The organism is Caulobacter sp. BK020 (genome assembly GCF_004342605.1).
GTDB lineage: Bacteria > Pseudomonadota > Alphaproteobacteria > Caulobacterales > Caulobacteraceae > Caulobacter.
Genome location: NZ_SLZL01000001.1, coordinates 1 through 16620, shown reverse-complemented (window position 1 = coordinate 16620; position 16620 = coordinate 1). Strand labels below are relative to the sequence as shown.

The 16620-nt window shown below is 70.0% G+C and carries 17 protein-coding genes, 1 tRNA gene and 1 pseudogene; 9 read left to right on the top strand and 10 right to left on the bottom strand.

Annotated features, from left to right (window positions below):
* Positions 1-12: 12 nt before the first annotated feature.
* The 3 genes from EV278_RS00095 to gloB all read right to left on the bottom strand — a co-directional run bounded on the left by EV278_RS00095 (position 13) and on the right by gloB (position 1777).
* Positions 13-489, bottom strand: coding sequence for a hypothetical protein (locus EV278_RS00095; protein WP_132085456.1), 477 nt, complete (start codon positions 487-489; stop codon positions 13-15).
* 77 nt (positions 490-566) lie between these two features.
* Positions 567-1034, bottom strand: coding sequence for a cupin domain-containing protein (locus tag EV278_RS00090; RefSeq protein WP_132085454.1), 468 nt, complete (start codon positions 1032-1034; stop codon positions 567-569).
* Entirely contained in the window at positions 1031-1777 is a 747-nt protein-coding gene (gene gloB / locus EV278_RS00085; protein ID WP_132085452.1) for a hydroxyacylglutathione hydrolase, read from the bottom strand. Before gloB ends, EV278_RS00090 begins: the two co-directional genes overlap by 4 nt.
* A 99-nt stretch (positions 1778-1876) precedes the next feature.
* On the opposite strand from gloB, the gene EV278_RS00080 reads away from it, so the two are divergent.
* Both EV278_RS00080 and EV278_RS00075 read left to right on the top strand, forming a co-directional pair.
* Positions 1877-2698, top strand: coding sequence for a methyltransferase domain-containing protein (locus EV278_RS00080; RefSeq protein WP_132085450.1), 822 nt, complete (start codon positions 1877-1879; stop codon positions 2696-2698).
* A gap of 29 nt (positions 2699-2727) precedes the next feature.
* The gene (locus EV278_RS00075; protein WP_062143741.1) at positions 2728-3072 is read left to right on the top strand and encodes a P-II family nitrogen regulator; all 345 of its coding nucleotides are present in this window, start codon (positions 2728-2730) and stop codon (positions 3070-3072) included.
* Positions 3073-3181: 109 nt separating this feature from the next.
* On the opposite strand, the gene EV278_RS00070 is transcribed toward EV278_RS00075, so the two are convergent.
* The gene (locus EV278_RS00070; protein ID WP_132085448.1) at positions 3182-4738 is read right to left on the bottom strand and encodes an MFS transporter; all 1557 of its coding nucleotides are present in this window, start codon (positions 4736-4738) and stop codon (positions 3182-3184) included.
* Positions 4739-4830: 92 nt separating this feature from the next.
* On the opposite strand from EV278_RS00070, the gene EV278_RS00065 reads away from it, so the two are divergent.
* Positions 4831-6363: a phospholipase D-like domain-containing protein gene (locus tag EV278_RS00065; RefSeq protein WP_132085446.1), complete on the top strand. Its 1533-nt coding sequence runs from the start codon at positions 4831-4833 to the stop codon at positions 6361-6363.
* A 67-nt stretch (positions 6364-6430) separates the two neighbouring features.
* On the opposite strand, the pseudogene EV278_RS24195 reads toward EV278_RS00065, so the two are convergent.
* The 4 genes and pseudogenes from EV278_RS24195 to EV278_RS00050 all read right to left on the bottom strand — a co-directional run bounded on the left by EV278_RS24195 (position 6431) and on the right by EV278_RS00050 (position 9176).
* A pseudogene (locus EV278_RS24195) lies at positions 6431-6529 on the bottom strand (hypothetical protein).
* A gap of 81 nt (positions 6530-6610) precedes the next feature.
* Positions 6611-7357, bottom strand: coding sequence for an endonuclease/exonuclease/phosphatase family protein (locus tag EV278_RS00060; RefSeq protein ID WP_132085444.1), 747 nt, complete (start codon positions 7355-7357; stop codon positions 6611-6613).
* The gene (gene metW / locus EV278_RS00055; RefSeq protein ID WP_132085442.1) at positions 7354-8022 is read right to left on the bottom strand and encodes a methionine biosynthesis protein MetW; all 669 of its coding nucleotides are present in this window, start codon (positions 8020-8022) and stop codon (positions 7354-7356) included. Before metW ends, EV278_RS00060 begins: the two co-directional genes overlap by 4 nt.
* A complete protein-coding gene (locus EV278_RS00050) occupies positions 8019-9176 on the bottom strand; it encodes a homoserine O-acetyltransferase (RefSeq protein ID WP_132085440.1) in 1158 nt (385 codons plus the stop codon). Before EV278_RS00050 ends, metW begins: the two co-directional genes overlap by 4 nt.
* Positions 9177-9252: 76 nt before the next feature.
* On the opposite strand from EV278_RS00050, the gene EV278_RS00045 reads away from it, so the two are divergent.
* From EV278_RS00045 to EV278_RS00025, 5 genes are read left to right on the top strand one after another with little or no spacing between them, the layout of a single operon-like run.
* Positions 9253-9765, top strand: coding sequence for a histidine phosphatase family protein (locus EV278_RS00045; protein WP_132085438.1), 513 nt, complete (start codon positions 9253-9255; stop codon positions 9763-9765).
* Complete coding sequence (locus tag EV278_RS00040) at positions 9762-10106, top strand: DUF952 domain-containing protein (RefSeq protein ID WP_132085436.1); 345 nt, start codon at positions 9762-9764, stop codon at positions 10104-10106. Before EV278_RS00045 ends, EV278_RS00040 begins: the two co-directional genes overlap by 4 nt.
* 10 nt (positions 10107-10116) lie before the next feature.
* Positions 10117-11193 carry a quinone-dependent dihydroorotate dehydrogenase gene (locus EV278_RS00035; protein WP_132085434.1) on the top strand — a complete coding sequence of 359 codons (1077 nt, stop codon included), beginning with the start codon at positions 10117-10119 and terminating at the stop codon, positions 11191-11193.
* Positions 11190-11927 (top strand): TVP38/TMEM64 family protein, encoded by a 738-nt coding sequence (locus EV278_RS00030; protein ID WP_132085432.1) that lies wholly within the window; start codon positions 11190-11192, stop codon positions 11925-11927. The genes EV278_RS00035 and EV278_RS00030 overlap by 4 nt, the downstream gene beginning before the upstream one ends.
* A gap of 9 nt (positions 11928-11936) precedes the next feature.
* Entirely contained in the window at positions 11937-13451 is a 1515-nt protein-coding gene (locus EV278_RS00025) for a HAMP domain-containing sensor histidine kinase (RefSeq protein WP_132085430.1), read from the top strand.
* A 94-nt stretch (positions 13452-13545) separates the two neighbouring features.
* Here EV278_RS00025 and ggt read toward each other — a convergent pair whose 3' ends face one another.
* Positions 13546-15276, bottom strand: coding sequence for a gamma-glutamyltransferase (ggt, locus tag EV278_RS00020; RefSeq protein WP_132085428.1), 1731 nt, complete (start codon positions 15274-15276; stop codon positions 13546-13548).
* 213 nt (positions 15277-15489) lie between these two features.
* Here ggt and EV278_RS00015 point away from each other — a divergent pair.
* Positions 15490-15566, top strand: a tRNA-Arg gene (locus tag EV278_RS00015).
* 712 nt (positions 15567-16278) lie between these two features.
* Here the strand turns inward: EV278_RS00015 and EV278_RS00005 are convergent.
* Positions 16279-16620 (bottom strand): integrase core domain-containing protein (locus EV278_RS00005; protein ID WP_132085426.1); only part of this gene is annotated, 342 nt, incomplete at its 5' end.

Here is a 16620-nt window from a genome sequence, read left to right as displayed (position 1 = left end):
GCAGGGGGGGGCTCAGGCGGCGGTCTCCGCCTTGGCGGCGCGGGCCCGCTGCGAGCTTTCGATGGCGTTGTCCCAGAAGAGCTTGGCCAGGTAGGCGATCGCCAACAGCCACACGGTCTCGTAGACGACCAGGGCCTGCGAACCGACATCGCCCTGCGGCTGGAGCAGGCCGAGCAGCCTGCGACCTTCGGCGGTGAAGAAGGCCAGGCACAATGCGACCACGGCGGCCACGAGCGTCGCGGACAGTGGCGGGCTTGGATTGGCCTTCAGCCAGGTCTTTACACGTGCGCCGCACCAGACCGAGTACGCCATCAGCGCGCCGGCCATGACGATGCAGACAACGCCAAAGATCGGTGCGGCGTAAATGAGGTCCAAACCGTGCAAGGGGCGGGACCATAGCAAGGGTAGAGCCGGCCCATAGATCCAGGCGCCGATGAACACGACATAGCTCAGCGAAGAAAGGGCGGTGTCGCGTACGCGCCTGAACATCGATTGTATCCCAGGATGTTGCATCCTTAGGCTACATGTTCCACCTTTGTTCTGCAAGCCGATTTTGATTGGAGCCGTCAGCGCCAGCCCCCCGGCCGCCACCCCTCTGGCGCCAGTTCGAAGCCCTCGAACCGGAAGCCCGGGGCCACGGTGCATCCGACCAGGGTCCAGGCGCCCAGGCTGACGGCGGTCTGCCACCAGCCGGTCGGCACGATCAGCTGTGGCCGGCAGCCGGCCCGCAGGTCCGGTCCCAGGGTGTGGGCGGTGGCCCCCTGGCCGTCGGGGGGCGACAGGGTCAGGCGGATCGGCGCGCCGGCGTACCAGTGCCAGGTCTCGACCGCGTCGATCCGGTGCCAGGCCGACAGCTCCTCGGCCTGCAGCAGGTAGTAGATGGCGGTGGAGGCGGGGCGGCCGTCGGCGTCGACGCTCGTGTCCTCGAAGGTGCGCCGGTACCAGCCGCCCTCGGGGTGGGGCGCCAGGTCCAGCAGCCGGATGATCTCGCGGGCGCCGAGGTCGCCGGAGAGGCCGCGCAAGTCGATGCTCATCCCTTGAAGCCGTCCTTGGCGGCGCGAATCTCGCCGAACGCCTCGGCCGGGGGCAGGTGGGGCCGCAGCAGCGGCGCGCGCAGGAAGGGATTGGTCGCCTTCTCCAGGCCGATCGTGGTCGGCACGGTGGGCTGGCCGCGCTCGCGGGCGGCGAACACCGCCTGGGCCCGATCCTTCAGCGCCGGGGCGTCGTCCACCGACAGGGCGAAGCGGGCGTTGGAAGCGGTGTATTCGTGGGCGCAATAGACGGTGGTGTCGTCCGGCAGGGCGGCCAGCCGGGCCAGCGATCCCCACATCTGCTCGGCCGTGCCCTCGAACAATCGGCCGCAGCCCAGGGCGAACAGGGTGTCGCCGACGAAGGCGATGCGGTCGGCCGCGTCGTGATAGGCGATGTGGCCCAGGGTGTGGCCGCCGGTGTCGATCACCCGGAACACGCTCTCGCCCAGCTGCACCTCGTCGCCTTCGACCACGGGGCGGTCCAGCGGCGCGATCCGGGTCACCTCCTGGGGACCCACGATCGTCGCGCCGGTCGCCGCCTGGATCGCCGCATTGCCGCCGGCGTGGTCCGGATGCCAGTGGGTGTTGAGGATCAGGTCCAGTTTCCAGCCCAGCCTGTCCAGCTGCGCCAGGATCGCATCGGCGTCGGGCGTGTCGATGGTCGCCGTCGTCCCGGTGGCGTCGTCGCGCACGAGAAAGCCGTAATTGTCCGACAGGCAGGGAAACTGGTGAACGGTCAGCGACATGGTTTCGACTCCGGACAGGGCCATGCTCTCTTGGGGGGCGGGACGTGACGCCAGGGACCCGCCCGCCTACATAGATGATGCGATCGATCGGGAGACTCAATGCGCCGCGACGTGCTCGATCTCAGAGCGTTCTACGCTAGTCCGCTCGGACGCGCGGCCCGCGAGATGCTGGGCCGCAAGGTCGAGGAGGCGTGGGGCGACGCGCGCGGGCTGGACGTCCTGGGCCTGGGCTACGCCACGCCGTTTCTCGACAAGGCCCGCCCCCAGGCGCGCCGGGTGGTGGCGGCCATGCCCGCCGCCCAGGGCGTCGAGGTCTGGCCCACCGGCGGGGCCAACGCCGCGACCCTGGTCGAGGAGACGGCCCTGCCGTTCCCCAACGCCATGTTTGACCGCATCCTGGCCGTCCACGCCCTGGAGGAGGCCGACGACCCGGGCGCGGTGCTGCGCGAGCTTTGGCGGGTCATGGCGCCGTCCGGCCGGCTGATCGTCGCGGTGGCGTCGCGGGACGGCCTGTGGGCGGGGGCCGAGAGCACGCCCTTCGGCCACGGACGGCCGTTCAGCCGCCACCAGCTGGAGGCCCTGCTGCGCGAGGCGGACCTGGAGCCCGCCGGCTGGACGCGGGCCCTCTACGCCCCGCCACTGGCGGTGGCGGCGCGCTGGGCCGAGGGATTCGAGCAGGTCGGCGCCCGGCTGTGGCCGCGTTTCGCCGGCCTGATCCTGATGGAGGCCGTCAAGCAGACCTTCGCGGTCAAGCCGCGCGGCAGCCGGGCCCGGGTGCGGGTTTTCGCGCCGGGGGTGCTTGCCCCCTCGCCCGGCGGCCCAGCTCCGGTCAGGACGGCGCCTGTTCGAAAGGCGCCGGGTACTCTAAATGCCGCAAAGCCCTTGGAGCCATCGATTCCCGGGCCTAGCTTCAAGCCGTAGAACAAGCCGTCGTCAGCGGGAGCCGCGCCATGAAGATGATCGTCGCCATTATCAAGCCCAGTCGCCTGGACGCCGTGCTTGAGGCGGTCACCGAGGCCGGCGCCTCGGGCCTGACGGTCACCGAGGTTCGCGGCTATGGCCGACAGAAGGGCAAGACCGAGGTCTATCGCGGCGCCGAGTACGAGGTGAAGTTGCTGCCCAAGGTCAAGCTGGAGATCGCCGTGCCCACCGATGTGGTCGAGCCGGTGGTCGAGGCCCTGCAGCGCACCGCCAACACCGGCAAGATCGGCGACGGCAAGGTGTTCGTCATGGACCTGGAACAGGCCCTGCGCATCCGCACCGGCGAACGCGACGCCGCCGCGATCGCGGGGTAGTCCGCCCTGCGTCCTTCGAGGCTCGCTTCGCGAGCACCTCACGAAGAGGAACGTAGGCTGGCTCTGATTTCCTCATCCTGAGATGCGAGCCTCGAAGGACGCCGGACGCCTACCCCTCCAGCTCCCGCAGGTCCCGGCCGCGCGTCTCGGTGCCGAACCAGGCCACCAGGGCCAGGGCCAGGGCCAGGGGCGCGATGATCATCAGGGCGGCGACCTTCAGCGGCGGCACGGCGGCCAGGATGCCCAGCAGCTGGGCGATCAGCCCGCCCGACTTGCTGCACGCCGCCACCCAGCCCGTGGCGCGGCCGCGGATCCGCAGTGGGAAGCTCTCAGCGGTATAGGGCAGCAGGATGGCCAGCAGGCCGTTCGTGCCGATGATCATCAGGGCCACCGGCAGCACCGGGCTGACGCCGGGGCCGATGGTCAGCACGCCGGCCACCCCCAGGGCGCTGACCGCGATCGTCGTCGCCAGCGACCACTTGGTGCTCCAGCGGCTGTAGAGGAAAGCGCAGACGAAGACGGTCGGGAAGGCGATCAGGGCCGACTTGGCCAGCAGCTGGCTGGAGACCCCGACGCTGTGGCCTTCGGCGACCAGCTCGGCCGGCAGCCACAGCAGCAGGCCGAAATTGACCAGGCCCCAGGCCACGGCGGCGATGCTGAGGGCGGCGGTCTTGCCCAGGAAGCGCCGCTCGACCGGCGGCGGGGTCAGGACGTGGTGGTGATCCTCGGGCCGGTCCGCCTTCTCGCGGACCACCGAGCCGAACCGCTTCATCACCGCATGGGCGGCGTCGAGGCGGCCGATGGCCATCAGGAATTTGGCCGATTCGGGGATGAAACCGGACAGGGCGATCAGGATCAGACCGGTCGGCAGGTTCAGGAACCACATGATCCGCCAGCCGAACGCCGGCTGCAGCCAGGCCGACGAACTGGACGAGGCCAGATAGCCGCCCACGGCTCCCAGGCCGCCCACCAGCACCAGGGCCCAGCCGCGGTGCTTGGACGGCATGGTCTCGGCCAGCAGGGCGTAGACCACCGGCAGCAGCCCGCCGGCCGCCGCGCCCATCATGAAGCACATGCCGACGTTCCACCAGAAATCGGGCATGGCCCCGCAGATCGAGGTGCCGACGAACATCACCGCCGACAGCAGGATCGAGGCCCGCCGCCCGAAGATGTCCGCCAGGGCGCCCCAGATGATCGAACCGGCCACCGTGCCGGTCAGGGCGGCGAACGGCAGCCAGGCGACCATGGCCTTGGTCACCCCGTATTCCTTGATCATGCCCGGCACCACGAAGCCCAGGCTGGCCGGCTTCATGATGTCGATGATCAGGGCCACCACCAGCACCAGCATCAGGCCCCAATGGGCCAGGGACAGCGGCGCGTCCTCGGGCGGGGTGACCTCGATCGTGTGCTCCAGGTGATGGTCGACGCCGCGCCGAGGCAGCAGGCCCCAGCCGGCCAGGGCGCAGCCGGGCGGGATGATCAGCATGCCCACGGTCATGCCCAGGTCCATCTTCATGCCGGCCAGCCGGTAGCCGATGTCGGCGCCCATCAGGTACATCGGCACGTGCAGGACCACGCCGGCGGTGACCACCAGGCAGCCCAGCCAGAAGGCCCAAAGGCGCTGGCGGTCGGCGAGAACATGATGGGCGGGTGTCTGGGTTGTCATCGGCGTCCAACAAACATGGGTCAGCGTTCAATCCAAGCGGAGCCATAACATGGGTCCGTGCGTTGACGAATTTCCATGGCACAAGGGGCGATATGGCCGACGACACATCCTCGCTGACCGCCGCTTCCCTCCTCCGACCGGGCGCCACCTGTTGGCGCGTCGAGCAGGCCGACCGGCTGGCGCTGTTCATCGACAACGACGAGGCCTTCGACGCGCTGAAGTCGATCCTGCTGTCGGCCCGGAAGTCGATCTGGATCCTGGCCTGGGTGTTCGACCCGCTGACCCGCCTGGATCCCGACCGGGTCAGGAAGAGCCGAGACCCCAAGCACGTGGACCGCATCGGCTTGTTGCTGCGCCGGCAGGCTGCGCTGAACCCCGGCCTGGACGTCCGGATCCTGGTCTGGGACATGCCGTTCCCGATCGCCGCCTCGCAGCTGTTCGGACCCCATCGCGGCCAGGTTTTCTTCACCGGCTCGCGGGTGAAGTACCACCTGGACAACACCCTGCCGGCCAGCGCCAGCCACCACCAGAAGGTGGTCGTGGTCGACGGCTCGGTGGCCCTGGTCAGCGGCGGCGACATCGGCGTCGATCGCTGGGACACCACCCAGCACCTGGACAACGATCCCCGCCGCCGCCTGCCGACCGGTCATCATTATCCGGCGCGCCACGAGGTGGCGGCGATGGTCGACGGCAAGGCGGCCGAGGCCCTGGGCGACCTGTTCATCGCCCGCTGGGCCCGCTCGACGGGCGAGGCGCTGGAGCGCCCCGAAAGGCCCGCGGAGGCGCCCTGGCCGGACTATCTGGCGCCGGACCTGCGCAATGTTCCGGTCGCCGTCTGCCGCACCCAGCCGGCCTGGAAGGACGACGCCGAGATCAACGAGTCGATGCTGATGCACCTGGCCAGCATCAAGGCCGCGCGGCGGCTGGTCTATCTGGAGAACCAGTACCTGACCTCGCCGATCATCGTCGAAGCCCTGGCCGAACGCCTGGCCGAGCCGGACGGGCCGGAGGTGGTGACCGTGGGGCCGGCGCACAGCCCCAGCTATTTCGACCAGATGACCATGGACAGCGCCCGCACCTCGGCGATCAACCGCCTGCGCGAGATCGACGTCCATGGCCGCTTCTCGGCCTTCAGCGCCCGCACGCCGAAAGGGGCGGCGATCATCGTCCACTCCAAGGTGGCGATCATGGACGACCGGGTGCTGCGGCTGGGCTCGGCCAACCTGAACAACCGCTCGATCGGGCTGGACACCGAGTGCGACATCGCCTTCGAGGGGACCGACGAGACCAGCCGCGCCGCGATCCGCGCCTTCCTGGGCCGGCTGATCGGCCACTTCCTGGACCACGAGACCGGCTATGTGCTGGAGACCTATGACCGCCTGGGCGGCCTGGCGGCGACGATCAACGAACTGGATCGCAAGGACGGCCAGCCGCGTCGCCTGGCGCCCGTGCCGGCCAAGCCGCTGACCGGCGTCCAGCGGTTCATCGCCAACTGGAGCCTGGGCGACGCGATCTCGCCGACCGACGCCTGGCGGCCCTGGGGCCGCCGCCGGCGCCTCAGGCGCGAGCTGCGCCGCCTGACGGCGGATTTCCGACCGGAACTGCCCGATCACCTGCGGGAGTGACTTTCCGTCCTTCGGGCAGAGGTGATCGGCTGCTTTCGACCCAGGTCGGACTTCAGATCCCTCTCCTTTAGGGAGAGGGAGGGGCCCGCCGCGAAGCGGTGGGAGGGTGAGGGGTTACAGCGTCGACCGGCGTGCCGGCACTCCGTCTTGCTCAATAACCCCTCACCCCGACCCTCTCCCTATGGGAGAGGGAGGTCCGACAACCACCCTTCTTCGGACTTTCGACGCGTCCGCGGTCAGGCCCGCGTCAAGCGCCGGTGATCTCCAGGTCCACCACCAGCGGCAGGTGATCCGAGGCGGTCCGCGCCAGGGGGCCGTAGGGCGAGCGCACCCCCACCGTCTCCAGGCCCTTGGTCAGGAACACGTGGTCGATGCGCATGAACGGGAAGTTGGACGGGAAGGTCGCGGTCGGCGTCTTTCGCCACGTGGCGCTAGGGGCCTGGGCGTCGCGCAGGGCCGCCCTCAGCAGGCGATAGGTGGCCGAATAGGGCGTGGCGTTGAAGTCGCCCAGCAGGATGCCGGGCGCCTTCCAGGCCTCGTGGGTGATCCAGCCCTCGCCCAGCAGGGCGGCGGCCTGGCGCTTCTGCTCCTGGGGAACCAGGCCCAGGTGGGTGTTGATGATCTGCACCGGCGTCCCGCCGACGTCGACGGTGATCCAGATGGCGCCGCGCGGCTCCAGGCCGGGGATGCGCGGATACAGCGGCAGGCCGTCGGCCTTGACCTTCTTCTCGGGCAGGGCGGTCAGGATAGCGTCGCCGTACAGCTCTTCCTCCACCGCCATGGCCGGATGGAAGTGCGAGCGCATCTTCAGCAGTTCGGCCAGGCGGTGGGCCTGGTCCACGCCCCGGGTGCGGGCCCGGCGGACGTCCAGTTCCTGGAGCGCCACCACGTCGGCGTTTTCCGCAGCGATGACCTCGGCCACACGCTCGACGTCGAGCTTGCGATCCGTGCCCACGCACCGGTGGACATTGTAGGTCATGAGACGAAGCTTCATCCGTCGAAGAGATCGCCTGAGGTCGCTGGAGGTTCCGTCCTCGTCGCGCCTTGCACCGGCGGAGGATTGCGGCTGAGCATGAACAGGCAGCTTTCGGCGCGCCAGTTCTCGATGGCCTTGGTCGGGTCGATCTGCCGGGCCGGGCCGATCCCGGCGAAGGCGGCGCAGGCGTCGATGCGCACGCCCAGGTCCTCGGTCAGGGCCAGGAAGTCGGCCAGGGTGCACAGGTGGATGTTGGGCGTCGACCACCAGGGCAGGGGCAGGGCCTCGGTCTCGGGCATGCGGCCCCGATGCAGCAGCGACCAGCGCACCCGCCAGTGGCCGAAGTTGGGGAACGAGACCACGGCCCGGTCGGCGATCCGCAGCAGCTCGTCCAGCACGTGGCGCGGCTGGCGCGTCGCCTGCAGGGTCTGGGACAGGATGGCGTAGTCGAAGGAGCGGTCGGGGAAGTGGTCCAGGTCCAGGTCGGCGTCGCCCTGCACCACCGACAGGCCGCGCGACATGCAGGCGGCGACGCCGGCGGCGCTGATCTCCAGCCCGCGGCCGTCGACCTGCTTTTCCCGGGTCAGCAGGTCCAGCAGCACGCCCTCGCCGCAGCCGACGTCCAGCACGCGGGAGCCGGGACGGACCAGGCGCAGGATCTCCTTGAAGTCCTCGCGGATCATTTGGCCAGACCCCGCTCCCGTTCGACCGAGCCGAGGAAGCCCTGCAGCGCCGCGTCCATCACCGGCTCGTCCAGCAGGAAGGCGTCGTGGCCCTTGTCGCTCTCGATCTCGACGAAGGCCGCGCGGCAGCCGGCGGCGGTCAGGGCGCGGACGATGTGGCGGTTCTCGGCGGTCGGATAGAGCCAGTCGCTGGTGAACGACAGCACGCAGAAGCGTACGTGGCGCGCCCCGGCGAAGGCCTGGGCCAATACCCCGCCATGGGCGGCGGCCAGGTCGAAATAGTCCATGGCCCGGGTGATGTAGAGATAGGAGTTGGCGTCGAAGCGGTCGACGAAGCTGGCCCCCTGGTGGCGCAGGTAGCTCTCCACCTGGAAGTCGGCGTCGAAGCCCCACGACAGGCCGTCGCGCTGCAGCTCGCGGCCGAACTTCCGCTGCAGGGCCGGTTCGGACAGGTAGGTGATGTGGGCGGCCATCCGCGCCACGGCCAGGCCTTTTTCCGGCCGGGACTTGCCTTCGGCGTAGGCGCCGGCCTTCCAGTCGGGGTCGGCCATGATCGCCTGGCGGCCCACCTCGTGGAAGGCGATGTTCTGGGCCGAGTGGCGCGAGGCCGACGCGACGATCACCGCGCTGAACAGCTTGTCGGGATAGTCGGCCGCCCATTGCTGCACCTGCATGCCGCCCATCGAGCCGCCCACCACGGCCAGCAGGTTCTCGACGCCCAGCGCCTCGACCAGCATGGCCTGGGCCCGCACCATGTCGGCGATGGTGATCACCGGGAAGCTCAGGCCGTAGGCCTTGCCGGTGGCCGGATTGATCGAGGCGGGGCCGGTCGAGCCCATGCAGCCGCCCACCACGTTGGAGCAGATGACGAAGTGCTTGGCCGGATCGATCGGCTTGCCGGGACCGACCAGGCGGGTCCACCAGCCGGGCTTGCCGCTGACCGGGTGGGTTCCGGCCACGTGCTGGTCGCCGGTCAGGGCATGGCAGATCAGGATCGCGTTGGTGCCGTCGGCGTTCAGCTCGCCCCAGGTGCGGTAGGCGATCTCCAGGTTTTCCAGCTGGGCGCCGGAGTCGAGCCGCAGAGGTTGATGGGACGGAAACCGCCAGGTTCCGCCTTCCGACAGCACAGGTCCGGCGAAGTCGAGTTCAGCCATGCCGCCTTGGACCGCTTGGCGTGTTCCGTGTCAACCGCGCGCTTCCGATGCGCTCCGGTCAAGGCTATGGAGGATCATGGACCGACTGATCCTCATGCGCCACGGCAAGGCCGAGCAACACGCCGCGTCGGGCGGCGATTTCGAGCGCGCCCTGGCGCCGCGCGGCCAGAACGACGCGGCCCTGATGGCCAAGGTCCTGGCCAAGGCCGGCCTGTCGCCAGACCTTGCCCTGGTCTCCTCGGCCCGCCGCACCCGCGAGACCTGGGACGCCGCCGCCCCGGCGTTTCCCAAGGCGCGAGCCGCCACCCGCCGCGACCTCTATCACGCCGAGGCCCAGGACGTGCTGGCGGCGATTCGCGAGGAGGCGCCCGACAAAGGAACGGTCATGGTCGTGGGCCACAATCCCGGCCTGCACGAGCTGGCCCTGCGCCTGGCCATGGGCGGTCCGGCCGATCCCGCCAAGCTGGCCCAGCTGCGCGGCAAGTTCCCCACCGCGACCGTCGCGGTGTTTTCGATCGACCCCGATGGAGCCCCGACCTTGAGCCACCTGTTCTATGCTTCGGAAAACGGCGGACACGGCGGCGAATGAGCAAGATCTACAAGATCCTTCCCAAGGCCGAATGGGAGGCTGCTCGCGCGGCCGGCGTCTTCGCCGGCTCGGCGGTCGACCTGGCCGACGGCTTCATCCACTTCTCCGGTCACGACACCGCCCAGCGGACGGCTGAACTCTATTTCAAGGGCCAGTCCGACCTGATGCTGCTGACCGTCGAGGCCGACGACCTGGGCGAGGCCCTGAAATGGGAGGCCTCGCGCGGCGGGGCCCTGTTCCCGCACCTGTTCCGCGCGCTGAAGGTGGACGAGGTGATCGCCGAGCGGCCGCTCGCGCTGGACGCCGACGGCGCGCCGATCCTGGGCGAGCTGGCCGCATGAGCCTGCCCCAATGACCTTGCACGACATCGCCGCCCGAGCCCTGCATGCGCTTGACCCCGAGGACGCCCACGGCTGGGCGATCCGGGGTCTGAAGATGGGCCTGGGCCCGCGCCAGTCCGACGTCGACGATCCGATCCTGGCCTGCACGGTGGCCGGTCTTTCGCTGTCCAACTGCGTGGGCCTGGCCGCCGGTTTCGACAAGAACGCCGAGGTGCCCGCCGCCATGTCCCAGGCCGGATTCGGCTTCGTGGAATGCGGCACGGTCACGCCCCTGGCCCAGGCCGGCAACCCGCGGCCGCGGCTGTTTCGCCTGACCCAGGACCAGGCGGTGATCAACCGGATGGGCTTCAACAACGCGGGGCTGGAGCCGTTCGCCGCCCGCCTGTCGGCCCTGAAGGCCGCGCCCGTTCCCGAACGCCGGAGACCGGTGGTCGGGGCCAATATCGGGGCCAACAAGGACGCGACCGACCGGATCGTCGACTATGTCGCCGGCCTGACGCGGCTCTGGGGCCTGTCGGACTATTTCACCGTCAACATCTCCTCGCCCAACACCCCCGGCCTGCGCGCCCTGCAGACCCGGGCGGCGCTGGAAGAGCTGCTGGGCCGCATCGCCGAGGCGCGCGGCCTGCTGAAGGCGGCCGGAACGGTCGACTATCCGATCTTCCTGAAGGTCGCGCCCGACCTGGAGGACGGCGAGGTCGAGGCCATCGTCGAGACCGTCACGGCCAACGGCCTGAACGGGATCATCGTCAGCAACACCACGATCGCCCGCCCCACCGACCTGGCCTCGTCCCACAAGGGCGAGAGCGGCGGCCTGTCCGGCCGGCCGCTGCTGGCCGCCTCCACGGCCATGCTGGCCCGGTTCCACGCCGCCAACAGCGGTCGGCTGGTCCTGATCGGGGCGGGCGGGGTCGCCAGCGGCGCCGACGCCCTGGCCAAGATCCGGGCCGGGGCCTGCGCCGTGCAGCTCTATTCGGCCCTGGTCTATGGCGGCCCCGGCCTGGTCCAGCGGATCAAGCGCGACCTGGCCGCCCGGCTGCGCGCCGAGGGCTTCGCCTCGGTGACCGACGCGGTCGGCGCGGGATGACGCCTGACGCCACCCTGGCCTGGCTGCGCCGGTTCGGGCCGCTGGGGGCCTTGCTGATCCTGCTGGTCGCCGCCCTGGCCAGCGGCCTGGCCGGCAAGCTCGACCTGGCGACCCTGCAGGCCCACGGACAGGCCCTGCAGGCCTACGCCGCGGCCAATCCGCTGAAGTGCGCGGCGATCTACATCCTGATCTACGTCGCCACGGTGTCGATCTCGCTGCCGGGCGCCCTGTTCCTGTCCCTGACCGGCGGCTTCCTGTTCGGACCGATCGGCGGCGGGGCGGCGGCGGTGACCGGGGCGACCGGCGGCTCGACCGTGGTCTATCTCGTCTGCCGCTCGGCCTTCGGCGACTTCCTGCGCCGCAAGCCCGGCGCCCTGCTGACCCGGATCGAGGAAGGCTTCAGGGCCGACGCCTTCTCCTACCTGCTGACCCTGCGCCTGATCCCGGCCTTCCCCCTGCTGCTGGTCAATGTCGCCTCGGGCCTGATGAACATCCCGGTGCGCACCTATCTGCTGGCCTCGTTCCTGGGGATGATTCCCAGCTCGTTCGTCTATGCCGGCATCGGCGCGGGCCTGGGCCATATCTTCGCCAGCGGCGAGCCGGTGACGATGCACACCCTGTTCTCGCCGCGCATCTACCTGCCGATCGCGGCGATGGGCGCCCTGGCCTTGCTGCCGCCGTTGTGGCGCTATTGGCGAAACCGCCGCGTTGCCCAAGCTCCAGACGTGAAGTAACCCAGACGAATGACCGAGCCGGTCGCGCCGTCCGTTCCGGAGAATGCCAGGCCAGGGCGTCGCTTCCCGTGGCCCGGAGGCCTGTCGGCGCGCCTGCTGCTGCTGACCGCCCTGTTCGTGGCCATCGCCGGCGTCGTCATCCTGCCGCCCGCCCTGGCCTATTTCGAGAAGCAGTGGCTGCTGGACCGGGTGCGGGCCGCCGAGCTGGCCTCGACCATCGCCGACGCCGATCCCGAGCGGCGGGTGACCGACAAGGTCTCCCAGCAGCTGCTCGACCAGGCCGGGGTGGTGATCGTGGCGCTCGAGGTCGACGGCGCCCGCCGCCTGGTCCTGCCGTCGGAGCCGCGCGGCCTGAAGATCCAGCCGCCCTACCTGGTCGACCTGCGCCGCCAGAACCCCGGCTCCTGGCTGGCCGCGCCGTTCTTCACCCTCAAGAGCGCGCCCGGCAGCATGGTGCGGGTGATGGCCGAGCCGCGCTTCCGCCAGGAGGCCGAGTTCGTCGAGATCGTGCTGCCCGACGCCAAGCTGAAGGCCGAGCTGGTCGCCACCCTGGGCCGGCTGGCCGGGGTGACGCTGTTCGTCGCGGCCCTGGCCGGCGGGCTGATCTATCTGTCGCTGAACTTCCTCTTGGTGCGGCCCATGCAGCGCATCACCCAGGCCATGGAGCGGTTCCGCGTCGATCCCGAGGATCCGGCCGCCCGGGTGGTGGTCTCGCGCCGCCGCGACGAGATCGGCCGGGCCGAACGCGAACTGGACATGATGCAGACCGACCTGATCGCCGCCCTGCAGGCCAAGGCCCGGCTGGCCGCGCTGGGCGAGGCGGTGGCCAAGATCAATCACGACCTGCGCAACATGCTGACCAGCGCCCAGATGGCCTCCGACCGTCTGGCCGCCCTGGGCGACCCCAAGGTGGCCCAGGCCCTGCCGCGCCTCGAACGGGCCCTGGACCGCGCCATCACCCTGGCCAGCGACGTGATGGCCTACGGCAAGTCCAAGGAGCCGGCCCCGGCCCTGCGCGCCACCCCGCTGCGCGCCGCCCTGGACATGGCCGCCGAGGACGCCGGCCTGCAGCCGACGGGCGTGGCCCTGGAGACCGTGATCGACGGCCGCGAGCAGGTGCTGGCCGATCCGGACCAGCTGCACCGCATCCTGACCAACCTGCTGCGCAACGCCCGCGAGGCGATCGAGGGCGCGCCCGACCGCGGCGGCAAGGGCCGGGTGTTCGTCGAGCTGCGCCGCGCCGAGGGCTCAAGCATCCTGCGGCTGTCCGACGACGGCCCCGGCGTGCCGGAAAAGGCGCGCAACAACCTGTTCCAGCCGTTCGTCGGCTCGGTGCGGCGGGGCGGCACCGGCCTGGGCCTGGCCATCGCCCGCGAACTGGCCCAGGGCCACGGCGGCGACCTGGCCCTGGTCGAGACCGGACCGGGCGGCTCGGTGTTCGACCTGACGCTGGCGGGCGCGCCCGAGCCGCTGCCGGAACCGCCGCCCGAGCCGGTGAAGCCCAGGGCGAAGTCGAAGCCGTAGGCCCCCTCAGTCGCTCCGCGACAGCTCCCCCAGAGGGGAGCAGCACGTAGGGCGTAGATCCTCCCGTGTGAGGGGCGAAGGGCCGGAGGGGGTCCTACAACCCCTTGGCCACCCCCTCGCGGCGGGGGTCGGCCCCGCCTTCCAGCACGCCGCCCGGTCGCACGATCACCCCGTGCAGGCCGGAGGTCTCGTTCTGGCCGGTCCTGATCGCCACCCCCCGCGCCTGCAGGGCCGCCGTCATCTCCGGCCCGAACTTCTCGACGTCCGCCGAGAAGCTGTCGCCGCGCGCCACCAGGTTGGGCAGGTTGATGGCCTGCTGCATGGTCAGGCCCCAGTCGAACACCCCGACCATGGCCTTGAGATTGTAGGACAGGATCGCCGAGCCGCCGGGCGAGCCCACGGCGGCCAGGAATTTGCCGTCCTTGTCCAGCACGACGATCGGAACCATCGACGAACGCGGCCGCTTGCCGCCGGCCACGGCGTTGGCCCCCGGCGCCCCGTCGCCGTCGTGCGGGTCGAAGTTGAAGTCGGTCAGCTGGTTGTTGAGGAAGAACCCGCCGACCATCCGGCCCGAGCCGAACACGCTCTCGACCGTGGTGGTCATCGACACGACATTGCCCATCGGATCGACGATGACCATGTGGGTCGTCCCGGCCGGCTCCTGGGTCTTGTCCGGTCCGACCGCCGGCGCGCCCTTCGGCAGGCCGAACGTCGGGACCGGCCCGGCGGTGTTGCCGATCAGCTTGGCCCTCTGGGCGACATAGGCCGGATCCAGCAGGCCCTCGACCGGCACCTTCACGAACGACGGATCGCCGACATAGCGGTCGCGGTCGGCGTACATCACCCGCTCGGCCTCCGCCAGCTGGGCCCAGGCCACCGGATCGGTCGGTCCGCGCTGGGCGATGTCGGTGTGCTCCAGCATCATCAGCGCCTGGAGCACCGACACGCCGCTCGACGACGGATTGGGCACGCAGACGGTGTAGACCTTCCACGGCCGGCACAGGGCGTCGGCCGAGCGCGGCCTGTAGGCCTTCAGGTCGGCCAGGGTCATGCTGGAGGGCAGGTCGCCCTGGTGCAGCCGGTCAACGATCTGCTGGGCCAGGGGGCCGTCGTAGAGGGCGCTGGGGCCCTTGGCGGCCAGGTCGCGCACGGTGGCGGCGTAGGCCGGGTTCTTCAGGGTGTCGCCGGCCTGGTAGCGCTGGCCGTCCGGCTTGGTGAAATAGGCGATCACGTCCGGCGCGACGTTCTGCGGCACGCGCGGGCTGTTGATCATGCCGGCCAGGCGCGGGCTGACCGTGAAGCCGCCGTCGGCCAGGCGCTCGGCGTCCTTGAACAGCGTGTTCCAGGCGGCCTTGCCGTGTTCCTTCTGGGCCTGGGCCAGCATGCCGACCGCGCCGGGCACGCCGGTCGAGCGGCCCGACAGCACGGCGGTCACGAAGTTCAGCGGCTTGCCGTCCGGTCCCATGAACAGCTGCGGCGTCGCCGCCCGCGGCGCCGTCTCGCGGCCGTCATAGGCGGTCACCTTGCCGGTCTTGGCGTCGTAGAACACCAGGAACGACCCGCCGCCCAGGCCCGAGCTCTGCGGCTCGACCAGGCCCAGCACCGCCTGCACCGCCACCGCCGCGTCCACCGCCGTGCCGCCGTCGCGCAGCACCCGCAGACCGGCCTCAACCGCCAGGGGATTGGCCGCCGCCACCATGCCGCGGGGCGTGTAGGCGGGGGCGGACGCCGCCGTCGCGGCCGCCGGCGCCGGCGGCCCGGCCTCCGCCGCGAGGGGCGCGCAGCCGGCGAGCAGGGCAAGGAGCAGGGGGGCGATCAGACGCATGGCGAACCTTCTCGAAGACCCCGGCCACGGAAACGGGGAGCGCGCCGTTGCGATCCCCGCGTGGCCAAGGTCGTTCCTTCCAAAAGGGGAGCGGAGCCTTGCGGGTCAAGGCCTGGAGGCCCTTCTCCACAAACTTCGCCTCTTCTGCATCAAAAGGCGCTTGCGTCCTCGGATGGTCCGGGCTATCTCCCCCGCCTCGCCGAAAGGCAGTGCGCGCCCGTAGCTCAGCTGGATAGAGCATCAGACTACGAATCTGAGGGTCGGACGTTCGAATCGTTCCGGGCGCGCCATTTTCTCCTGACACTCCAGACCGTCGAGAACCGTTTTCCTTCAACGGTTTAGACGGTCGCGAGCCAAAATCCACGGACAGTTCCGGCGACAGTTCTGGAGCCTTGGTCTGACGCCCCTGTGACCGCTTTTGTGCCAAGGTCCGCAGTTCGTCGTGCAGATCGTCGGTGCGAAGGTGGCCATATCGCGCGCTCATTTGCAGCGTGGAATGACCCAGCACCCTGCTGAGACGGTAGAGGTCGCCGCCCGCTTGCACCCACCATGACGCGAAGGTGTGACGAAGGTCATGCCAGCGGAAGTCTTTGATCCCACTTGCTTTCAAGGCTGACGCGAACGCCTTCTTCGGGTCCACATACCGGCTGCCATCAGCCTTGCAGAACAGGTAGGGCGACAACGGTCGGTTGGGAGCGTTCAGGAGGCTTTCGACTGTGACCGCTGCTGTGTCCGTCAATGGCACCCGGCGTGGTGCGTTTGTCTTGGTCTTGTCGAGGTGAACCTCCCGCCGTTCGAGGTCAATCGACCTCACCGTCAGGCTGAGAAGCTCCTCGCGGCGCATCCCGGTCTCGACAGCCAGCACGAGCATCGGCTTGAAGAAGTCGGGTGCCGCAGATTTGAGAGAAGCGAACTCCTCGCGTGTTAAGAAGCGCGTCCGGGGACGGGCCTCTCTCAAGGTGCGTTTGCTGATCGTTGTGACCGTGACGTGACCCCCATTTTTCATCCAGCGATAACGAGAGTCCTGGGTTGATTTGAGCCTTGGTGTTGGTGGGTGGCAAGAGGCCGGCGCGCGGAGCTATCAGCCTGCGCAGCGTGCCGGCCGGTGTCTCCGCAGAAGGCGCTGGCGTACGCCCTGGGCGTCATCCAGCCGAGCTTGGAATGGGGCCGGCGCTCGTTGTAATCGCGCCGCCAGGTCTCCAGCACGGCGCGGGCGTGCGGCAGCGACCGGAACAGGGTCTCGTTCAGTAGTTCGTCGCGCAGCCGGCCGTTGAAGCTTTCGTTGTAGCCGTTCTGCTGGGGCTTGCCCGGCGCGATGTAATGCCAGCCCACGCCGCTGTCGTC